The organism is Roseovarius sp. (genome assembly GCF_048262375.1).
GTDB lineage: Bacteria > Pseudomonadota > Alphaproteobacteria > Rhodobacterales > Rhodobacteraceae > Roseovarius.
The window spans coordinates 428670-443022 of record NZ_JBLXFE010000001.1 but is presented as its reverse complement, the minus strand read 5'-3'; the positions used below and the strand labels follow the sequence as shown (position 1 = coordinate 443022).

Sequence of the window (14353 nt, the reverse complement as noted above, 5' to 3'; positions counted from 1 at the left end):
GCATGACCATGACCGAAGGAGCAGCGCTGCGCACGCCGACACTGGGGCTTTATCTCAAGCTGACGGCGGTGATGGTGCCAACGTTCATGCTCTTTGCCGCCTCGGGTCTTATATGGCTCAGCGAAAAGAACCTCCTTCGCAGCGAAGAGGCGATGGCAATGCGTATCGGCAATGCCACCGCGCGGCTTGGCGGCGCGTTGGAACGCTTCAGCGATCAGAGCGACGGGCCAGTGGATTGGGCCAGCCCCTATGTCACCGACCTCATGCAGACCCTGCTGGGTGACCCCGCGATCCGCTGCGTCGAACTGATCGAACCCGACACCCGCAACGTCTTGGCGGTGGTGCCAGAGGGGCTTGGCTGCCGCGGAGCGGAAATCGCGCTGGCGCTCCCCTACGAGGTATTCTCTTGGCCCATCACAGAACTGGTCACCCGCTTTGACGAGCGCGAAATCGCCACCGTAAAACGCTATCAGCGCGACTTTCTGTTGCTCTTGCTGGCGGGTGGCATCCTGATTGCCACCATCGCCAACTGGGTCTCGTTTCGAGTCATCGTCGGCCGCCCGTTGCGCCGCCTGATCGCCCGGCTGGAAGAGGCGCGCGAAATCGCAGTGATCGCCAATGACGCGAAATCCGATTTTCTTGCCAAGATGAGCCATGAGATTCGCACGCCGATGAATGGGATCATCGGCATGGCCGACATGCTCTCGGAAACCGAATTGACACCGGAACAGGACAGTTATGTCAGCACCATGGTCCGCTCCGGCGACGCGCTTCTGACCATCATCAACGACATACTCGATTTCTCCAAGATCGAGGCGGGCAAGCTGACGCTTGCGCGCGAACCCTACCGCCTGCGCGAAATTGTCGAGGACGTGACCCAGCTTCTCGCCCCTCTGGCCGCGCGCAAGGGGCTGATGCTCTATGCCGATGTCGCCCCCGACCTGCCCGAGATCATGCTCGGCGACGCCGGGCGGCTGCGTCAGATTCTGGTGAATATCGCGGGCAATGCGGTGAAGTTCACGCTTGAGGGCCATGTCGCCCTGCGCGCCAGTGCGGCCAGCCCCGGCCAGATCGTGATCTCCGTCCACGACAGCGGCGTGGGCATCCCCGAGGATCAGCAAGACAAGGTCTTCACCGCCTTCGAGCAGGTTGACAACACCGCCACCCGCAGCTTTGGCGGCACCGGTCTGGGGCTCGCCGTGAGCCGTCAGTTGGTGGCCCTGATGGGCGGCACACTCAGCCTCTCCTCCCGCGAGGGTCAGGGTACGAGGTTCGACATCACCCTCCCGCTCATCCCGCAAGAGGCCAGCGGTCGCGGCCTGCGCGCGGCCCCTCTGGCCCTGCCCAACCAGAAACCGCCGGTAATCTGGTTGTTCGATCCCTGCGCCGACCGGCGCGCCGGGCTGGCGGCGCCGCTCACCCATCTCGGGGCCGTCGTGCGGGATGGCTGCCGCCCCGGCGACCTGCCTGCTCCGGTCCGTGCGACGCCGCCCGATCTCATCTTGCGCGATGACCGGGTTCCGGAAACCGACGTGCCCGAGGCGACACCGCAAATTCTCATGTCAGACCGCGCTCTGGTGCCTGACGCACAGACCTGCTCTGTGCTGCGCAAACCCCTGCGCCACGCCCTGATGATCGAGGCCGTGCGCGCCGCACTGACCGGCAGTCTGGCGGCGGTCCCGACCGAACAGACGTCGGCGCGCCGCGCCGAGGGCTGGGCCGAGGGGCTGCACATCCTTGCCGTCGATGACAACGCCACCAATCGCCTGCTGCTCGAGCGCTACTTTGCCCGCTCCGGCGCGGCGCTGCGCCTTGCCGCCAGCGGGGCCGAGGCAGTGGCGCTCTATGGCGCACAGCCTGCCGATCTGGTGTTGATGGATGTCTCGATGCCCGGCATGGACGGCTATCAGGCCACCGGCCTGATCCGCACTCAAGAGGCGGCACAGGACCTGCCGCCCGCGCATGTGGTGGCGGTCACGGCCAATGTTCTCGAACAGCACCGGCAAGAGGCGCATCTGGCTGGCATGGACGGGTTCTTGGGCAAGCCGCTGCGCAAGGCGGATCTGATCGCCTATGTCGCCCGTCTGTGCGAGAGCGGCGATCTGGCCCTACGGAACCGCCAGCACCGTCCGGCTGCCGAATAGGCGCGGCGCTCAGCCCTCTCCTGATCTATCCCGCCACCGGTTGACGATCGGATAACGACGATCCAGCCAGAACGCCCGCTGGCTCAGCCGCGTGCCAGGGGCAGCCTGAAACCGCTTGTATTCACTGATATAAAGCAGATTCTCGACCCGCTTGGCATCCCCGAGATCATAGCCCGCCGCCACGCAATCCGAAATCGAGCCATCCTGATCCACCAGAATATCCAGAATGCCGTCCAGCACCGGATAGTCGGGCAACGAATCGCTGTCCTTCTGATCGGCGCGCAATTCCGCACTGGGGGGTTTGTCGATCACCCGCGCCGGGATCACCGCACCGGATGCCCCCTGCATCCAGCCGCGATGATGGGCATTGCGCCAGCGGCAAATCTCGAACACCCGCGTCTTGTAGAGATCCTTGATCGGGTTATAGCCCCCGGCCATATCGCCATAAATCGTGGCATAACCCACCGCCACCTCGGATTTGTTGCCCGTGGTCAGCAGCATCTCGCCAAACTTGTTGCTGAGCGCCATGAGCAGCAGCCCCCGCAGACGGGACTGGATGTTCTCCTCGGTCAGATCCGGTGCCATCCCCTCAAACAACGGCGCAAGTGTTGCCGTGATCGCCGCCCGGCCTTCGGCAATCGGCACAAAATCATAGCGACACCCCAAGTTCTCAGCGACCGCTTTAGCGTCCTCCAGCGACTCGGGCGAAGTGTATTCCGAAGGCAACATCACACAGCGGACATTCTCGGCACCCACCGCATCCACCGCAATCGTTGCCACGATGGCGCTGTCCACCCCGCCCGAAAGGCCCAGCAAGACCTTTGAGAACCCCGCCTTACGCAGGTAATCGCGCAACGACAGAACCATGGCGTGATAATCCTGCTCCATGGCATCCGGCAGATGCGCCAGATCGCCCGGCACCGCGCGCCAGCCCTCGGTTCCCCGCTCCAGATCCAGATGCGCGATCGCCTCTTGGAACATCGGCAGTTGCAGCGCCAGCGCCCCACCGGGGTTCAGAACAAACGATCCGCCGTCGAACACCTGATCGTCCTGCGCGCCCACGAGGTTGAGGTAAATCAGCGGCAATCCGGTCTCGATCACCCGCGCCACCATCATGTTCTGGCGCAGATCCATTTTGTTGCGGTAATGCGGTGATCCATTGGGCACCAGCAGCATTTCAGCACCGGTTTCGGCCAATGTCTCGGTGACATCCTCGTGCCAGGCGTCCTCACATATCGGACTGCCGATCCGCACCCCCGCCACCGTATAGGGTCCCGCCACCGGCCCACTCTCAAAGAGCCGCTCCTCGTCAAACACGGTCTCATTGGGCAGATGATGCTTGAGCACGCAGGCGCGCACAGCACCACCCTGCAAGACGTAATAGGCATTATAGAGACCGACACCATCCAGCGCAGGGCCGCCAATCGCCAGAGCCGGACCCTCGGCACACGTGCGCGCCAGCGTTTCGATCGTGGCAATCGCCGCCTGATGAAACGCGGGCTTTCGCACCAGATCCTGCGTGTTATAGCCGGTGATGAACATTTCCGGCAGCGCCACAAGATCGGCCCCCGCCGCGCGCCCCTCTTCCCATGCCGCACGCACCAGACGCGCATTGCCCGCCAGATCCCCCACCGTCGGGTTCAACTGCGCCAGCGTCAGGCGAAACCTGTCACCCATATCCTTGCCCTCTGCTTATCCTTGCGCCTGATGTAGCAGATCACCGCCGGAGGGAAAGACGATTTGGCCAAAACCCGTTGTCAGCCCCTGCCCCGTCCTCTAGATTTGTCTCAGCCGCCGCATCATCGGGCGGGATCGGGCATCGGGGCAGATATGAACTTTTCGCTGACAAGACCCATCCTTCTGTGCATCGCACTTGGCGCCGCCAGCATGGCCGCCGCTCAGGATGGCGAGGTCCAGACCAAGCAATATGACGATGGCGGCATCTACGAGGGCACATTCAAGGACGGTCTGCAACACGGCACCGGCACCTACACCCTGCCCAACGGCTATGAATATACCGGCGAGTGGGTCGAAGGCGAGATCAGGGGCAAAGGTGTTGCCCGCTTTCCAAACGGCTCGGTCTATGAGGGCGAGTTTGCCCGCGGCAAACCCAATGGCGTGGGCAAGATCGTGTTCACCGATGGCGGCACCTATGAGGGCGCATGGGAGGATGGCAAGATCACCGGCCAAGGCGTGGCAATCTATGCCAATGGCGTCCGGTTTGACGGGGGCTTTCTCAACGCCATGCACCACGGGCGCGGCCAGATGCAGAGCCCGGTCGGCTATGTCTATGACGGGGATTGGGTCAATGGCGTCAAAGAGGGCATGGCCAAGATCACCTATCCCGATGGCGCAGTCTATGAGGGGGCTGTCGCCCGCGGCGCACGCGAGGGTGAGGGAACTCTCACCATGCCCGACGGGCTGATCTATCAGGGTACATGGCGCGCCGGAGAGATTGATGGCAAGGGCAAGCTGACCCAGCCCAACGGCGATGTCTACGAGGGGGATCTCGTGGCCGGACGGCGCGAGGGCATGGGCCGCGTGACCTATCAGAATGGCGATGTCTACGACGGCGCGTTCAAGGATGACCGACGCCACGGCCAAGGCAGATTCACTGGCACCGATGGCTATCTCTACGAGGGTGAATGGGTCGCGGGCAAAATCTCGGGTCAGGGGCGCGTGACCTATCCCGATGGCTCGGTCTATGAGGGGCAATTCCGCGACGATCTTGCCAATGGCGACGGCAAAATCATCTACCCCGACGGCTCCACCTATGAGGGTGCGTGGGTCGGTGGGGTGATCGAGGGCACCGGACGCGCCACCTATCCCAATGGCCTTGTCTATGAGGGCGAATTCCAGAACGCCCGCAATCATGGTACGGGCATCATGACCTACGCGGACGGCTATCGCTACGAGGGCGCGTGGCAGAATGGCCAACGCCACGGTCAGGGAACGGCCGTCTATCCCGATGGCACCATCTATGTCGGAGGATTCGTAGACGGTCAGCGCCACGGTGAGGGCAAGATCACCATGCCCGATGGCTTTGTCTATGAGGGCGAATGGCAGAACGGTGAAATCTCGGGGCACGGCGTGGCCACCTACACCAATGGCGATGTCTATGAGGGCATGTTCCGCGCCGGCAAGCGGCAAGGCGAAGGCACCATGCGCTATGCCACCGGCCAAGAGGCCAGCGGCACATGGGAAGACGGCGCGCTGTCAGAGGTCACGACCAAGACCGAGTGATCAGACGATACGCCCCGCGTCCAGATCGCCCAACACCCGCGCAGCCCCGTCCAGCACTGCACGGCGCCGCACCTCGTCCATCTTGTCCCAGGTGCGATAGACCGGCCCCATGCGCGGATTGCACCCGATTCTTTCCCGGTGCCGGACCAGAAAATCCCAATAGAGCAGGTTGAAGGGACAGGCGTTCTCTCCGGTCTTTTCCTTGACCGCATAGGCGCAGGACCGGCAATAATCCGACATCTTGTCGATGTAATTGCCAGAACTCACATAGGGTTTGCTGGCAATGATGCCGCCATCGGCAAACTGGCTCATCCCGATCACATTCGGGGCCTCGACCCATTCAAACGCATCGGCATAAACCGCCAGATACCACTCATGCACCTGCCCCGGATCAATCCCGGCCAAAAGCGCGAAATTACCCGTCACCATCAGGCGTTGGATATGATGGGCATAGGCCTCTTTCCGGGTCTGCCCCACCACATGTGCGATGCAATTCATCCGCGTTTCACCGCCCCAGAACATCGCGGGCAGCGGGCGCCCATGCCGCAGCACATTGCGCCGCACATAGCCCGGCCCCTCGCGAAAATAGATGCCGCGCATATATTCGCGCCAGCCGATCACCTGTCGGATATAGCCCTCGGCGGCATTGATCGGCACAAGGCCCGCCTGCCATTGCGCGATCACACGCTCGCAAATCTCGCGCGGGCTGAGCAATCCGATATTGAGATACATGGAAATCACCGAATGATGCAGAAAGGCATCTTGCTCCAGCATCGCATCCTGATAATCGCCAAACCCCGCCAAAAGATGCTGCGCGAAATGATCCAGCGCCCGCTGCGCCGCGTCCCGCGTCACGCCATACCAAAACGGGCGCACCACTCCGAAATTTCCACCAAACCGCGCCTCGACCAGATCCAGAACCTCTTGCGTGATCGCGTCCGGCGCAAACCGCACCGGCCCCTCACGCAGCATGTCCGCCTGCGCCCGCTTGCGGTTGCCATGGTCGAAATTCCACTTGCCCCCCGCAGGCTTGTCCCCCTCCATCAGAAACCCGGTCTTGCGCCGCATCTCGCGATAGAAATACTCCAATCGCAGCTCTTTGCGCCCCTCGGCCCAGCGGTTGAATTCCTCAAGCGTGCAGATGAACCGGTCATCCGGCAGCTGCCGCACCGTCAAAGGGGCGTCCGCCAAGGCCGCGATCAGCCGCCACTCGCCGGGCTGCGTGGCGATCACCTCGCCTGCGCCATACTCCTCTGCCCGCCGCATCAATTCACCGACAATCGAAGGCGCGGCCTCGGGATCCTCCAGCCGGGTGTAGGCCACTTTCCAGCCACCCGCGCGCAATTCTTCTGCAAAATGCCGCATCGCAGCCAAGATGAGCGCGATCTTCTTGGGATGGTGCGGCACATAGCTGCCTTCCTCCATCACTTCGGCCATGACCACAATGTCGCGGGTCCTGTCCGCCGCCCGCAACGCCGAGAGATCAGGGCAGAGCTGATCCCCCAAGACCAGCACCAGCCGCGCTACCATGGCACGCGATGCCCCTGCCAATCAAAGAACCCGCCGCTATCCTCAGGCTGCAACCCTTCAATCACCCGCAGCAGATTTTCCGCTGCTTCCTCTGCAGCCACCGCTGGATGCCGCCCCAGATATTTGCGGGTGAATTCGGTCTCGACCGTGCCCGGATGCAGCGCCACGCAAATCGACGCACGGTGACTACGGCCCAGTTCAATCGCGCCGGTGTGGATCATCTGATTGAGCGCAGCCTTGGCCGTGCGGTAACTGTACCAGCCACCGAAATTATTGTCGCCAATCGACCCCACCCGTGCCGACAGCGCCGCAAAGACCGCCCGCCCCTCGCGCGGCAACAGCCGCACCGCATGTTTCAGCACCAGCGACGGCCCCACGCAATTGAGCGCGAATTGATCCATCATCGCCTGCGCGTCCACCTGCCGAAGCGCCTTTTCCGGCGCGGCACCGGCAATTTCCAACGCGCCCGTTGCGACCAGTATCAGATCAAAGGACCCCTCAAGCCGCCCAAGCACCGCCGCGATTGCCCCCTCGTCGGTCAGATCAAGCCCATCGGCACTCCGCGACAGCCCTGTGACCATCACGCCGCGCGCCAGCAAGGCGGCGCTGACCGCCCGCCCAATCCCGCCAGAGGCGCCTATGATCAATGCTCTATCCATGCTTCAGACCTAGCCGACGCCTGCGCCGTTTCAATCCCGACCATCCGCGCAATTTCGGGGTTTTCATCGCCGCGCGCCGCACTTATACTTTCCCCCATGTTGATGCAGGATCATAATACGCCCTTGCCCCACGCCCCCCGGCGTGCCGCTTGTGCTGTCCTGCTAGGCCTAAGCCGCCTCTGAGCGTGCCGTCATGGCGCGACCGCTCAGAGGATGTGCCGTTTTCGCGCCGCAGGCTTAGGATTTATTGAAAGAGACCAACATGACGAACAGCACCAAAGACCGTGTCGTGATCTTCGACACAACCTTGCGCGACGGCGAACAAAGCCCGGGCGCAACCATGACCCACGCAGAAAAGCTCGAAATTGCCGGGCTGCTCGATGATATGGGCGTCGACATTATCGAGGCGGGCTTTCCCATCGCCTCGGAGGGTGATTTCAACGCGGTCAGCGAGATTGCGAAAAACGCGAAGAGCGCCGTGATCTGCGGCCTTGCCCGCGCCAATTTCAAGGATATCGACCGCTGCTGGGAGGCGGTGAAACACGCCGCCCGCCCGCGCATCCATACCTTTATCGGCACCTCACCGCTGCACCGCGCGATTCCCAATCTCGACCGCGATCAGATGGCCGAGCGTATCCACGAGACGGTAACACATGCCCGCAATCTCTGCGACAATGTGCAATGGTCCCCGATGGATGCCACCCGCACCGAATGGGATTACCTTTGCCGCACGGTCGAGATTGCGATCAAGGCAGGGGCCACCACAATCAATATCCCCGATACCGTGGGCTATACCGCGCCCGAGGAATCCGCCTCGCTCATCCGCCGCCTGATCGAAACCGTACCCGGCGCCGATAACGTGATCTTTGCCACCCATTGCCACAATGACCTTGGCATGGCGACCGCCAACGCCCTTGCCGCCGTCGCAGGCGGCGCGCGGCAAATCGAATGCACCATCAATGGCCTTGGCGAACGCGCCGGGAACACCGCCCTCGAAGAGGTGGTGATGGCCCTCAAGGTGCGCGGCGACATCATGCCCTATGAGACCGGCGTCGACACCCGCAAGATCATGAACATCTCGCGCCGGGTCGCGGCTGTCTCGGGCTTTCCGGTGCAGTTCAACAAGGCCATCGTCGGCAAGAACGCCTTTGCCCACGAATCGGGTATCCATCAGGACGGCATGCTCAAGAACGCCGAAACCTTCGAGATCATGCGCCCCGAGGATGTAGGTCTCACCGAGACCAATATCGTCATGGGCAAGCATTCGGGCCGTGCTGCGCTGCGCTCCAAGCTCAAGGATTTGGGCTATGAAATGGCCGACAATCAGCTCAACGATGTGTTTGTCCGCTTTAAGGAACTCGCTGACCGCAAAAAGGAAATCTACGACGACGATCTCGTGGCTTTGGTCAACGCAGGCGTGGATTCCGAGAACAACCGCCTTCAGATCAAACACTTGAGGGTGATCTGCGGCACCGAGGGCCCGCAACAGGCGACGCTGACCATGGAAATCGACGGGCGCGAGGTTTCGACCGAGGCCACCGGCGACGGCCCCGTGGATGCCACCTTCAACGCGGTCAAGGCGCTCTTTCCACATGACGCGCGGCTGCAACTCTATCAGGTCCATGCCGTGACCGAAGGCACAGATGCACAGGCCACCGTGTCTGTGCGCATGGAAGAGGCGGGGCGCATCGTGATGGGCCAATCGGCGGATACCGATACGGTCGTGGCCTCGGCCAAGGCCTATGTCCACGCCCTCAACCGCCTGCTGGTGCGCCGCGAAAAAACTGGCCGCGACACCCGCGAAGTCAGCTACAAAGACGTCTCCTGACAGTGACGCCTGCCCCCTCGCCTTGGTGCCAAGGCGAGGGGATGCCATTTCAGACCAACACCGCCGTGCCCGCGACAAACGCCGCCGCAGCCAGTGCGGAGGCCAGAGTGCGCAGATGGTTGAGACGGGTCCAACGTCGCGCATAGTGCTGCCAATATTCCCGCGTCTCCACTGCCTCGGTCGCCATCAGATCAAGCCGCCGGTTCATTGGCACATTGCCCAACATCGTCACCAGCACGACCCCAATCCCATAGATCGCGGCCCCAGCGACAAACCAGTCGGATGCAAGCCCCTCAATGCGCAGCATCGCATAAACCGCGAGGACACCAGACACCGGCACCAGCCCCAAGAGGGCCACAAGAAAGGCCGAGCCATAAACTTCTCGGTTGATCAACTGCATGGCCTCAATACCTACGGTCGGGCTCGCCCGTCGCAGCGACCGCATCACGAAGTCCGAGAAGGCAAGAAAAACACCCGAAACAAGCGCCATTCCCACGGCAGTTCCGCCAAAGATCGTCAGTTCCAACAGATTTGTCATCGTCATCTTCTCCTGTTTTCTGGTTGCGGCGTGCTCAGGCTGCCGTGCGGCCCATGGTGCGGGCGCGCTCGATCCAGCGGGCGCGTTTGGCCTCCGCTGCCATCTTGACCGACCCAAATTGCACCACTTTGCGCGGCTTGATCCCGCAAAACTTCAGCACCTGATTGCGGATCACCCGCCGCGGCGGTTTGAGATAGAAAAGCGTGTCGATCAGCGTCGGCGTGTCTGACGTGATCAGCGCATCCGCCGTGCGCCCGGTCAACAGCCTGTCCCAGCCCATCCCCCGCGAATGATACTTGAAGGCAAAACCAGAGGTCAGCGCGCGGTCGAGCACCGCCTTGGCCCGCGCAGGCATCGCCCCCCACCAATAGGGATGCACGATCATCAGGTGATCGGCCCACGCGATGTTTTCCTGCCATGTGACCAGATCAGCTTCGAGCGCGGGAACATCCGCCCCGTAGCCTTCGAAATAGGGATCGAACCGCATATCGTTCAGGTCCATCCGCCGCACGGTTGCACCGCCCGCTTCGGCCCCTGCCTGATAGGCATCGGCCAGCCCGGAACAAAAGGACGTGGCGCGGGGATGAGCCACCCAGATGAATATTTTGCGTGTCATATCTGTTTCTCCATTGACTTTACACTGTGTCAATTTACACGATGTCAATAAACGGAGACTTTACACTGTGTCAAGCGAAAATCCGAGCACCCGCGAACGAATTCTCAACGCCGCGTGGAAACTCCTGGACTCAAACCCCGGCACGGCCGCGCGCATGTCCGACATAGCCAAGTCCGCCGGGGTCAGCCGACAGGCGCTCTACCTGCATTTCCCCAACAGGACAGAGCTTTTCATCGCCACAACCAGGCATCAGGACGAGGTCTTTGGTGTTCAGGGCATGTTGTCAGCCAGCCGCGCCGCAACTTCGGGTGAGGACCGGCTGGCGGCCTTTGTCACGGCTTGGGGCAATTACATCCCCAAGATATTCGGCGTCGCCAAAACCCTCATGATCATGAGCGAAACCGATGCCGACGCAGCCGGAGCATGGCATGAAAGAATGGCCGACATGCGCGAAGGCTGCGCGGCCGCCATAGCCGCCCTCGCCCGCGATGGCGTGTTGATCACGGAACAGAAAGACGCGACCGACCTGCTGTGGACCCTGTTGTCGATCCCCACATGGGAGCAGCTAACGCGCCTCTGCGACTGGCCGCAGGACCGCTATGTCTCTGAAATCCTGCGCCTCGCCCGCCTCGCGCTTTGCGGGCGGGCGTGATCCTTTAGGGTTAGGCTAGGCGGCCTTTACTCCGCCCAGTCCCAAGGGCGCACGAACTGTCCCAGCACATTGCCCACGGCCTCGTTATCGGCATCGCCCGTACGGGACACTTTCGCCACCAGTCCGCGTTTCTTGTCATCGACCACCGATGTCACTTTGGCGTCAACGCCTGCCTGCACCAGCGCGGCATTATAAATCCGGGTGATTGCCAATTTACGCAGATCCGGCTTGAACACCTTGCCCACAGCCGTCTTGGGCAGTTCTGGCAAAACCTCGACATGCTTCGGAACCGCCGCGCGCTCATGCACATGCAGCTTGCAATGCTCCAGGAGTTCCTCGCCCGTCACCGTGGCCCCGGCCACCAGCTCCACATAGGCGCAAGGGACCTCACCGGCATGCGCATCCGGCTGCCCGATAGCCCCCGCCATCGCCACCGCCTTATGCGTCATCAACGCCTCTTCGATCTCGGCAGGGTCGATATTATGGCCGCCCCGGATGATCAAATCCTTGGCGCGTCCGGTGATCCACAGATAGCCATCCGCATCAATCCGGCCCAGATCACCCGTGCGCAGATAACCGCCGTAGTAATAGAGATCCTTGTTCTTTGCCACCTCGGTATAGGTGCTGCCCGCAAACACACCGGGGTTCGAGATACAAATCTCTCCCACCTCATCGACCGCGCAATCCATCGGACCGTTCGCCGTGCCTTTGATGATCCGCACATCCGTATAGGGGAACGGCACGCCGACCGATCCCACCTTCTTGGCCCCATCCGGCGGATTGGCTGAGACCAGACAGGTCGCCTCGGTCAGACCATACCCCTCAATCACGGCAATGCCCGTGGCCGATTCGAACCGGTTGAACAGTTCAAGCGGCATCGGGGCTGACCCCGAAAACGCTTTCTTCACGCTCGATACATCCGCATCCACCTTGCGCTGCATGAGCGCGGAAACCGCCGTTGGCACAGTGATCACAAAAGTGATCTTCCAGCGCTCGCAGAGCTTCCAGAAATTGTCGAAAACCCCCTCGCCGCGATAGCCTGCAGGTGTCGGAAACACCACATGCGCCCCCGATTTGATCATCGCCATCAGGATCACATGGCAGGCAAAGACGTGGAATAACGGCAACGGACACATGACGTTGTCTTGCTCGGTGAAGAGAAGCGTATGCCCGATCCAGCCATTGTAAATCATGCCGGAATATTTGTGCTGCGCCACCTTGGGCATGCCGGTGGTGCCGCCAGTGTGGAAATAGGCCGCCACCCGGTCGCCCTTGCTATCGGCAAAGGTCAGGCTCGTGGATTGCCGGGCGACAGCCGTGTTGAAATTCATGCAATCGGCGTGATGCTGCACCACATTCTTGGGTCGGACCAGCGGCACGATCCAGCTTTTCGGCGGGCTGAGATACCGGTTCAGGTCGATCTCCAGCACCGTATGAACAGTCGGCGCATGGCGCACCGCCTCGGCGGTCTTTTGCGCGATATCGGTCTTGGGAAATGCCTTGAGCGTCACCACAACCTTGGCCCCGGTCTCGCGCAGAATGGCGCTGATCTGCTCGGGCTCAAGCAGCGGGTTGATCGGGTTGACGATGCCCGCGATCATGCCGCCGATGGTGGCCACCGCTGTCTCCAGACAGTTGGGCAGAACCAGCGCCACAACATCACTCTCGCCCAGCTTGAGGCTGCGAAAGAGGTTGGCCGCCTGACAGCACTGTTCGTGAAACTGCTGCCATGTCAGGGTTTGTGCCTTGTCCGTCGCCCCCGAGAAAAGCTGATAGCTGATCGCGGGCCGGTTAGGAAACTTGCGCGCAACCTCGCTCAACATCTGATAGAGCGTTTCCGGCCGCTCGCGCTCTGCCCAAGGCATTTCGTTCTGAATATCGAGCGCATCCTGTCGCGTCATGAACGCCATAGCTTCCATCCTCCCTGATGTCCCGCGTTCCCGGCGCAGGTTTCTCCCTTTGCGGGCAGAATGTGCGGGAAATCGGGATCGCGCAAGTTTAACGCTGCGTTTTGACGGAATTGTCAGAGAAACACCTCAACGTCCCAACGGGTAGCGTGCCCCCCGGATTACCCGGTGGATTCAACACTCCTCACCCTTCGCCCCCAAGGCAGCCTACGAACGCCCCGGCCATATCGCGCAGCATCTGCGGATAATGCCCCGGCCCTGTCGGCAATTGAGCCCCCATCGGATCAATCACCCCATGCACCGCCACGTCGCCAAACACGGTCTCGATCAGCTTCGGATCAAATTGCGGCTCTGAGAACACACAGACCGCGCTCCGCATCTCTGCCATCTCGCGCAGCGCCGCAATCCGCGCGGGCCCCGGCGCTGCGGCATCGCTCAACGCAATCGCCCCAGCGGCAGGGATATCAAACGCGGTCTCGAAATACTGATAGGCATCGTGGGACACCAAAAACGGCTTGCCTTGCACCGGTGCAAGCTGCGCGGCAATCTCTTCGGTCAGTGCCACCAGTTCCGCTTCGGCGGCCTCTGCATTGGCAGCATAGAGCGCGGCATTGGCGGGGTCGTGTTCCGCCAGTTCCCCGGCAATCAGCCCCAGCCAGACCCGCGCGTTCGCCGGATCGAGCCAGGCATGCGGATCAGCCCCATCATGGGCGTGCCCGTCGCCCGGCGCGTCCGCATCGCTGTCGGCCTGATCCCCATGTCCCTCATGCCCCGTTTCCTCATGCCCCGTTTCCTCATGCCCGCCCGCGTCATGACCATGCACATCAAACGTCACCCCCTCGCGGAACGGTAGAACGCGGCTGCCCGCCACCCCAAGCAATTCGACCACATGCGCTTCACCCGCCAGTGTTCCGATTGCCCCCTCCAGCCACGGCGTCAGCGCCTCTCCCATCCAGAACACAAGATCGGCCTCTTCCAGCGCCACCGCCTCGGAGGGGCGCATTGCGTAACCATGCGGCGAGGCACCGGGCCGCACGATCACTTCTGGCGCCCCCACGCCCTGCATGACCCGCGCCACCAGCGATTGCACCGGCGCAATATCGGTGGCCACCTTTGGCGCGTCGGCCAAGGCCCCCCCCGCCAGTGACAACCCAAGGCACATGCTCGTGAGAAAACGGATCGGCATAGGTGTCTCCATATGTGATATCATAACATCTCGGATCGCTTGATAAATGT

11 protein-coding genes are annotated in these 14353 nt (G+C 62.0%); 4 read left to right on the top strand and 7 right to left on the bottom strand.

Features of this window, described 5'->3' with window-relative positions:
* Window positions 1–2: 2 nt before the first annotated feature.
* Window positions 3–2144 carry an ATP-binding protein gene (locus ACN0SW_RS02220; RefSeq protein ID WP_417726248.1) on the top strand — a complete coding sequence of 714 codons (2142 nt, stop codon included), beginning with the start codon at window positions 3–5 and terminating at the stop codon, window positions 2142–2144.
* Between the two features lie 9 nt (window positions 2145–2153).
* On the opposite strand, the gene ACN0SW_RS02215 is transcribed toward ACN0SW_RS02220, so the two are convergent.
* On the bottom strand, window positions 2154–3821 hold the full coding sequence (locus tag ACN0SW_RS02215) for an NAD+ synthase (protein WP_417726247.1): 1668 nt from the start codon (window positions 3819–3821) through the stop codon (window positions 2154–2156).
* 153 nt (window positions 3822–3974) lie between these two features.
* On the opposite strand from ACN0SW_RS02215, the gene ACN0SW_RS02210 reads away from it, so the two are divergent.
* On the top strand, window positions 3975–5387 hold the full coding sequence (locus tag ACN0SW_RS02210; RefSeq protein WP_417726246.1) for an MORN repeat-containing protein: 1413 nt from the start codon (window positions 3975–3977) through the stop codon (window positions 5385–5387).
* Here ACN0SW_RS02210 and ACN0SW_RS02205 read toward each other — a convergent pair whose 3' ends face one another.
* A complete protein-coding gene (locus ACN0SW_RS02205) occupies window positions 5388–6917 on the bottom strand; it encodes a cryptochrome/photolyase family protein (RefSeq protein WP_417726245.1) in 1530 nt (509 codons plus the stop codon).
* Window positions 6911–7576: an SDR family NAD(P)-dependent oxidoreductase gene (locus ACN0SW_RS02200; protein ID WP_417726244.1), complete on the bottom strand. Its 666-nt coding sequence runs from the start codon at window positions 7574–7576 to the stop codon at window positions 6911–6913. The genes ACN0SW_RS02205 and ACN0SW_RS02200 overlap by 7 nt, the downstream gene beginning before the upstream one ends.
* Window positions 7577–7838: 262 nt before the next feature.
* On the opposite strand from ACN0SW_RS02200, the gene ACN0SW_RS02195 reads away from it, so the two are divergent.
* On the top strand, window positions 7839–9404 hold the full coding sequence (locus tag ACN0SW_RS02195) for a 2-isopropylmalate synthase (protein ID WP_417726243.1): 1566 nt from the start codon (window positions 7839–7841) through the stop codon (window positions 9402–9404).
* A 49-nt stretch (window positions 9405–9453) separates the two neighbouring features.
* On the opposite strand, the gene ACN0SW_RS02190 is transcribed toward ACN0SW_RS02195, so the two are convergent.
* Both ACN0SW_RS02190 and ACN0SW_RS02185 read right to left on the bottom strand, forming a co-directional pair.
* Window positions 9454–9942 carry a DUF1772 domain-containing protein gene (locus ACN0SW_RS02190; protein ID WP_417726242.1) on the bottom strand — a complete coding sequence of 163 codons (489 nt, stop codon included), beginning with the start codon at window positions 9940–9942 and terminating at the stop codon, window positions 9454–9456.
* Window positions 9943–9976: 34 nt separating this feature from the next.
* Window positions 9977–10558, bottom strand: a complete 582-nt coding sequence (locus ACN0SW_RS02185; RefSeq protein ID WP_417726241.1) for an NAD(P)H-dependent oxidoreductase — start codon at window positions 10556–10558, stop codon at window positions 9977–9979.
* A gap of 67 nt (window positions 10559–10625) precedes the next feature.
* Here ACN0SW_RS02185 and ACN0SW_RS02180 point away from each other — a divergent pair, with 67 nt between their 5' ends.
* Window positions 10626–11210 (top strand): TetR/AcrR family transcriptional regulator, encoded by a 585-nt coding sequence (locus ACN0SW_RS02180; protein ID WP_417726240.1) that lies wholly within the window; start codon window positions 10626–10628, stop codon window positions 11208–11210.
* A gap of 26 nt (window positions 11211–11236) precedes the next feature.
* Here ACN0SW_RS02180 and ACN0SW_RS02175 read toward each other — a convergent pair whose 3' ends face one another.
* Both ACN0SW_RS02175 and ACN0SW_RS02170 read right to left on the bottom strand, forming a co-directional pair.
* Window positions 11237–13120 (bottom strand): acyl-CoA synthetase, encoded by a 1884-nt coding sequence (locus ACN0SW_RS02175; protein ID WP_417726239.1) that lies wholly within the window; start codon window positions 13118–13120, stop codon window positions 11237–11239.
* A 181-nt stretch (window positions 13121–13301) separates the two neighbouring features.
* Window positions 13302–14303 (bottom strand): zinc ABC transporter substrate-binding protein, encoded by a 1002-nt coding sequence (locus ACN0SW_RS02170; protein ID WP_417726238.1) that lies wholly within the window; start codon window positions 14301–14303, stop codon window positions 13302–13304.
* Between the last annotated feature and the right edge of the window lie 50 nt (window positions 14304–14353).

Excerpts from the sequence above, each read along its gene's own strand:
- ACN0SW_RS02220 (WP_417726248.1), top strand. The coding sequence starts at position 3 with ATGACCATGACCGAAGGAGCAGCGCTGCGCACGCCGACACTGGGGCTT.
- ACN0SW_RS02215 (WP_417726247.1), bottom strand. The coding sequence starts at position 3,821 with ATGGGTGACAGGTTTCGCCTGACGCTGGCGCAGTTGAACCCGACGGTG.
- ACN0SW_RS02210 (WP_417726246.1), top strand. The coding sequence starts at position 3,975 with ATGAACTTTTCGCTGACAAGACCCATCCTTCTGTGCATCGCACTTGGC.
- ACN0SW_RS02205 (WP_417726245.1), bottom strand. The coding sequence starts at position 6,917 with ATGGTAGCGCGGCTGGTGCTGGTCTTGGGGGATCAGCTCTGCCCTGAT.
- ACN0SW_RS02200 (WP_417726244.1), bottom strand. The coding sequence starts at position 7,576 with ATGGATAGAGCATTGATCATAGGCGCCTCTGGCGGGATTGGGCGGGCG.
- ACN0SW_RS02195 (WP_417726243.1), top strand. The coding sequence starts at position 7,839 with ATGACGAACAGCACCAAAGACCGTGTCGTGATCTTCGACACAACCTTG.
- ACN0SW_RS02190 (WP_417726242.1), bottom strand. The coding sequence starts at position 9,942 with ATGACAAATCTGTTGGAACTGACGATCTTTGGCGGAACTGCCGTGGGA.
- ACN0SW_RS02185 (WP_417726241.1), bottom strand. The coding sequence starts at position 10,558 with ATGACACGCAAAATATTCATCTGGGTGGCTCATCCCCGCGCCACGTCC.
- ACN0SW_RS02175 (WP_417726239.1), bottom strand. The coding sequence starts at position 13,120 with ATGGCGTTCATGACGCGACAGGATGCGCTCGATATTCAGAACGAAATG.
- ACN0SW_RS02170 (WP_417726238.1), bottom strand. The coding sequence starts at position 14,303 with ATGCCGATCCGTTTTCTCACGAGCATGTGCCTTGGGTTGTCACTGGCG.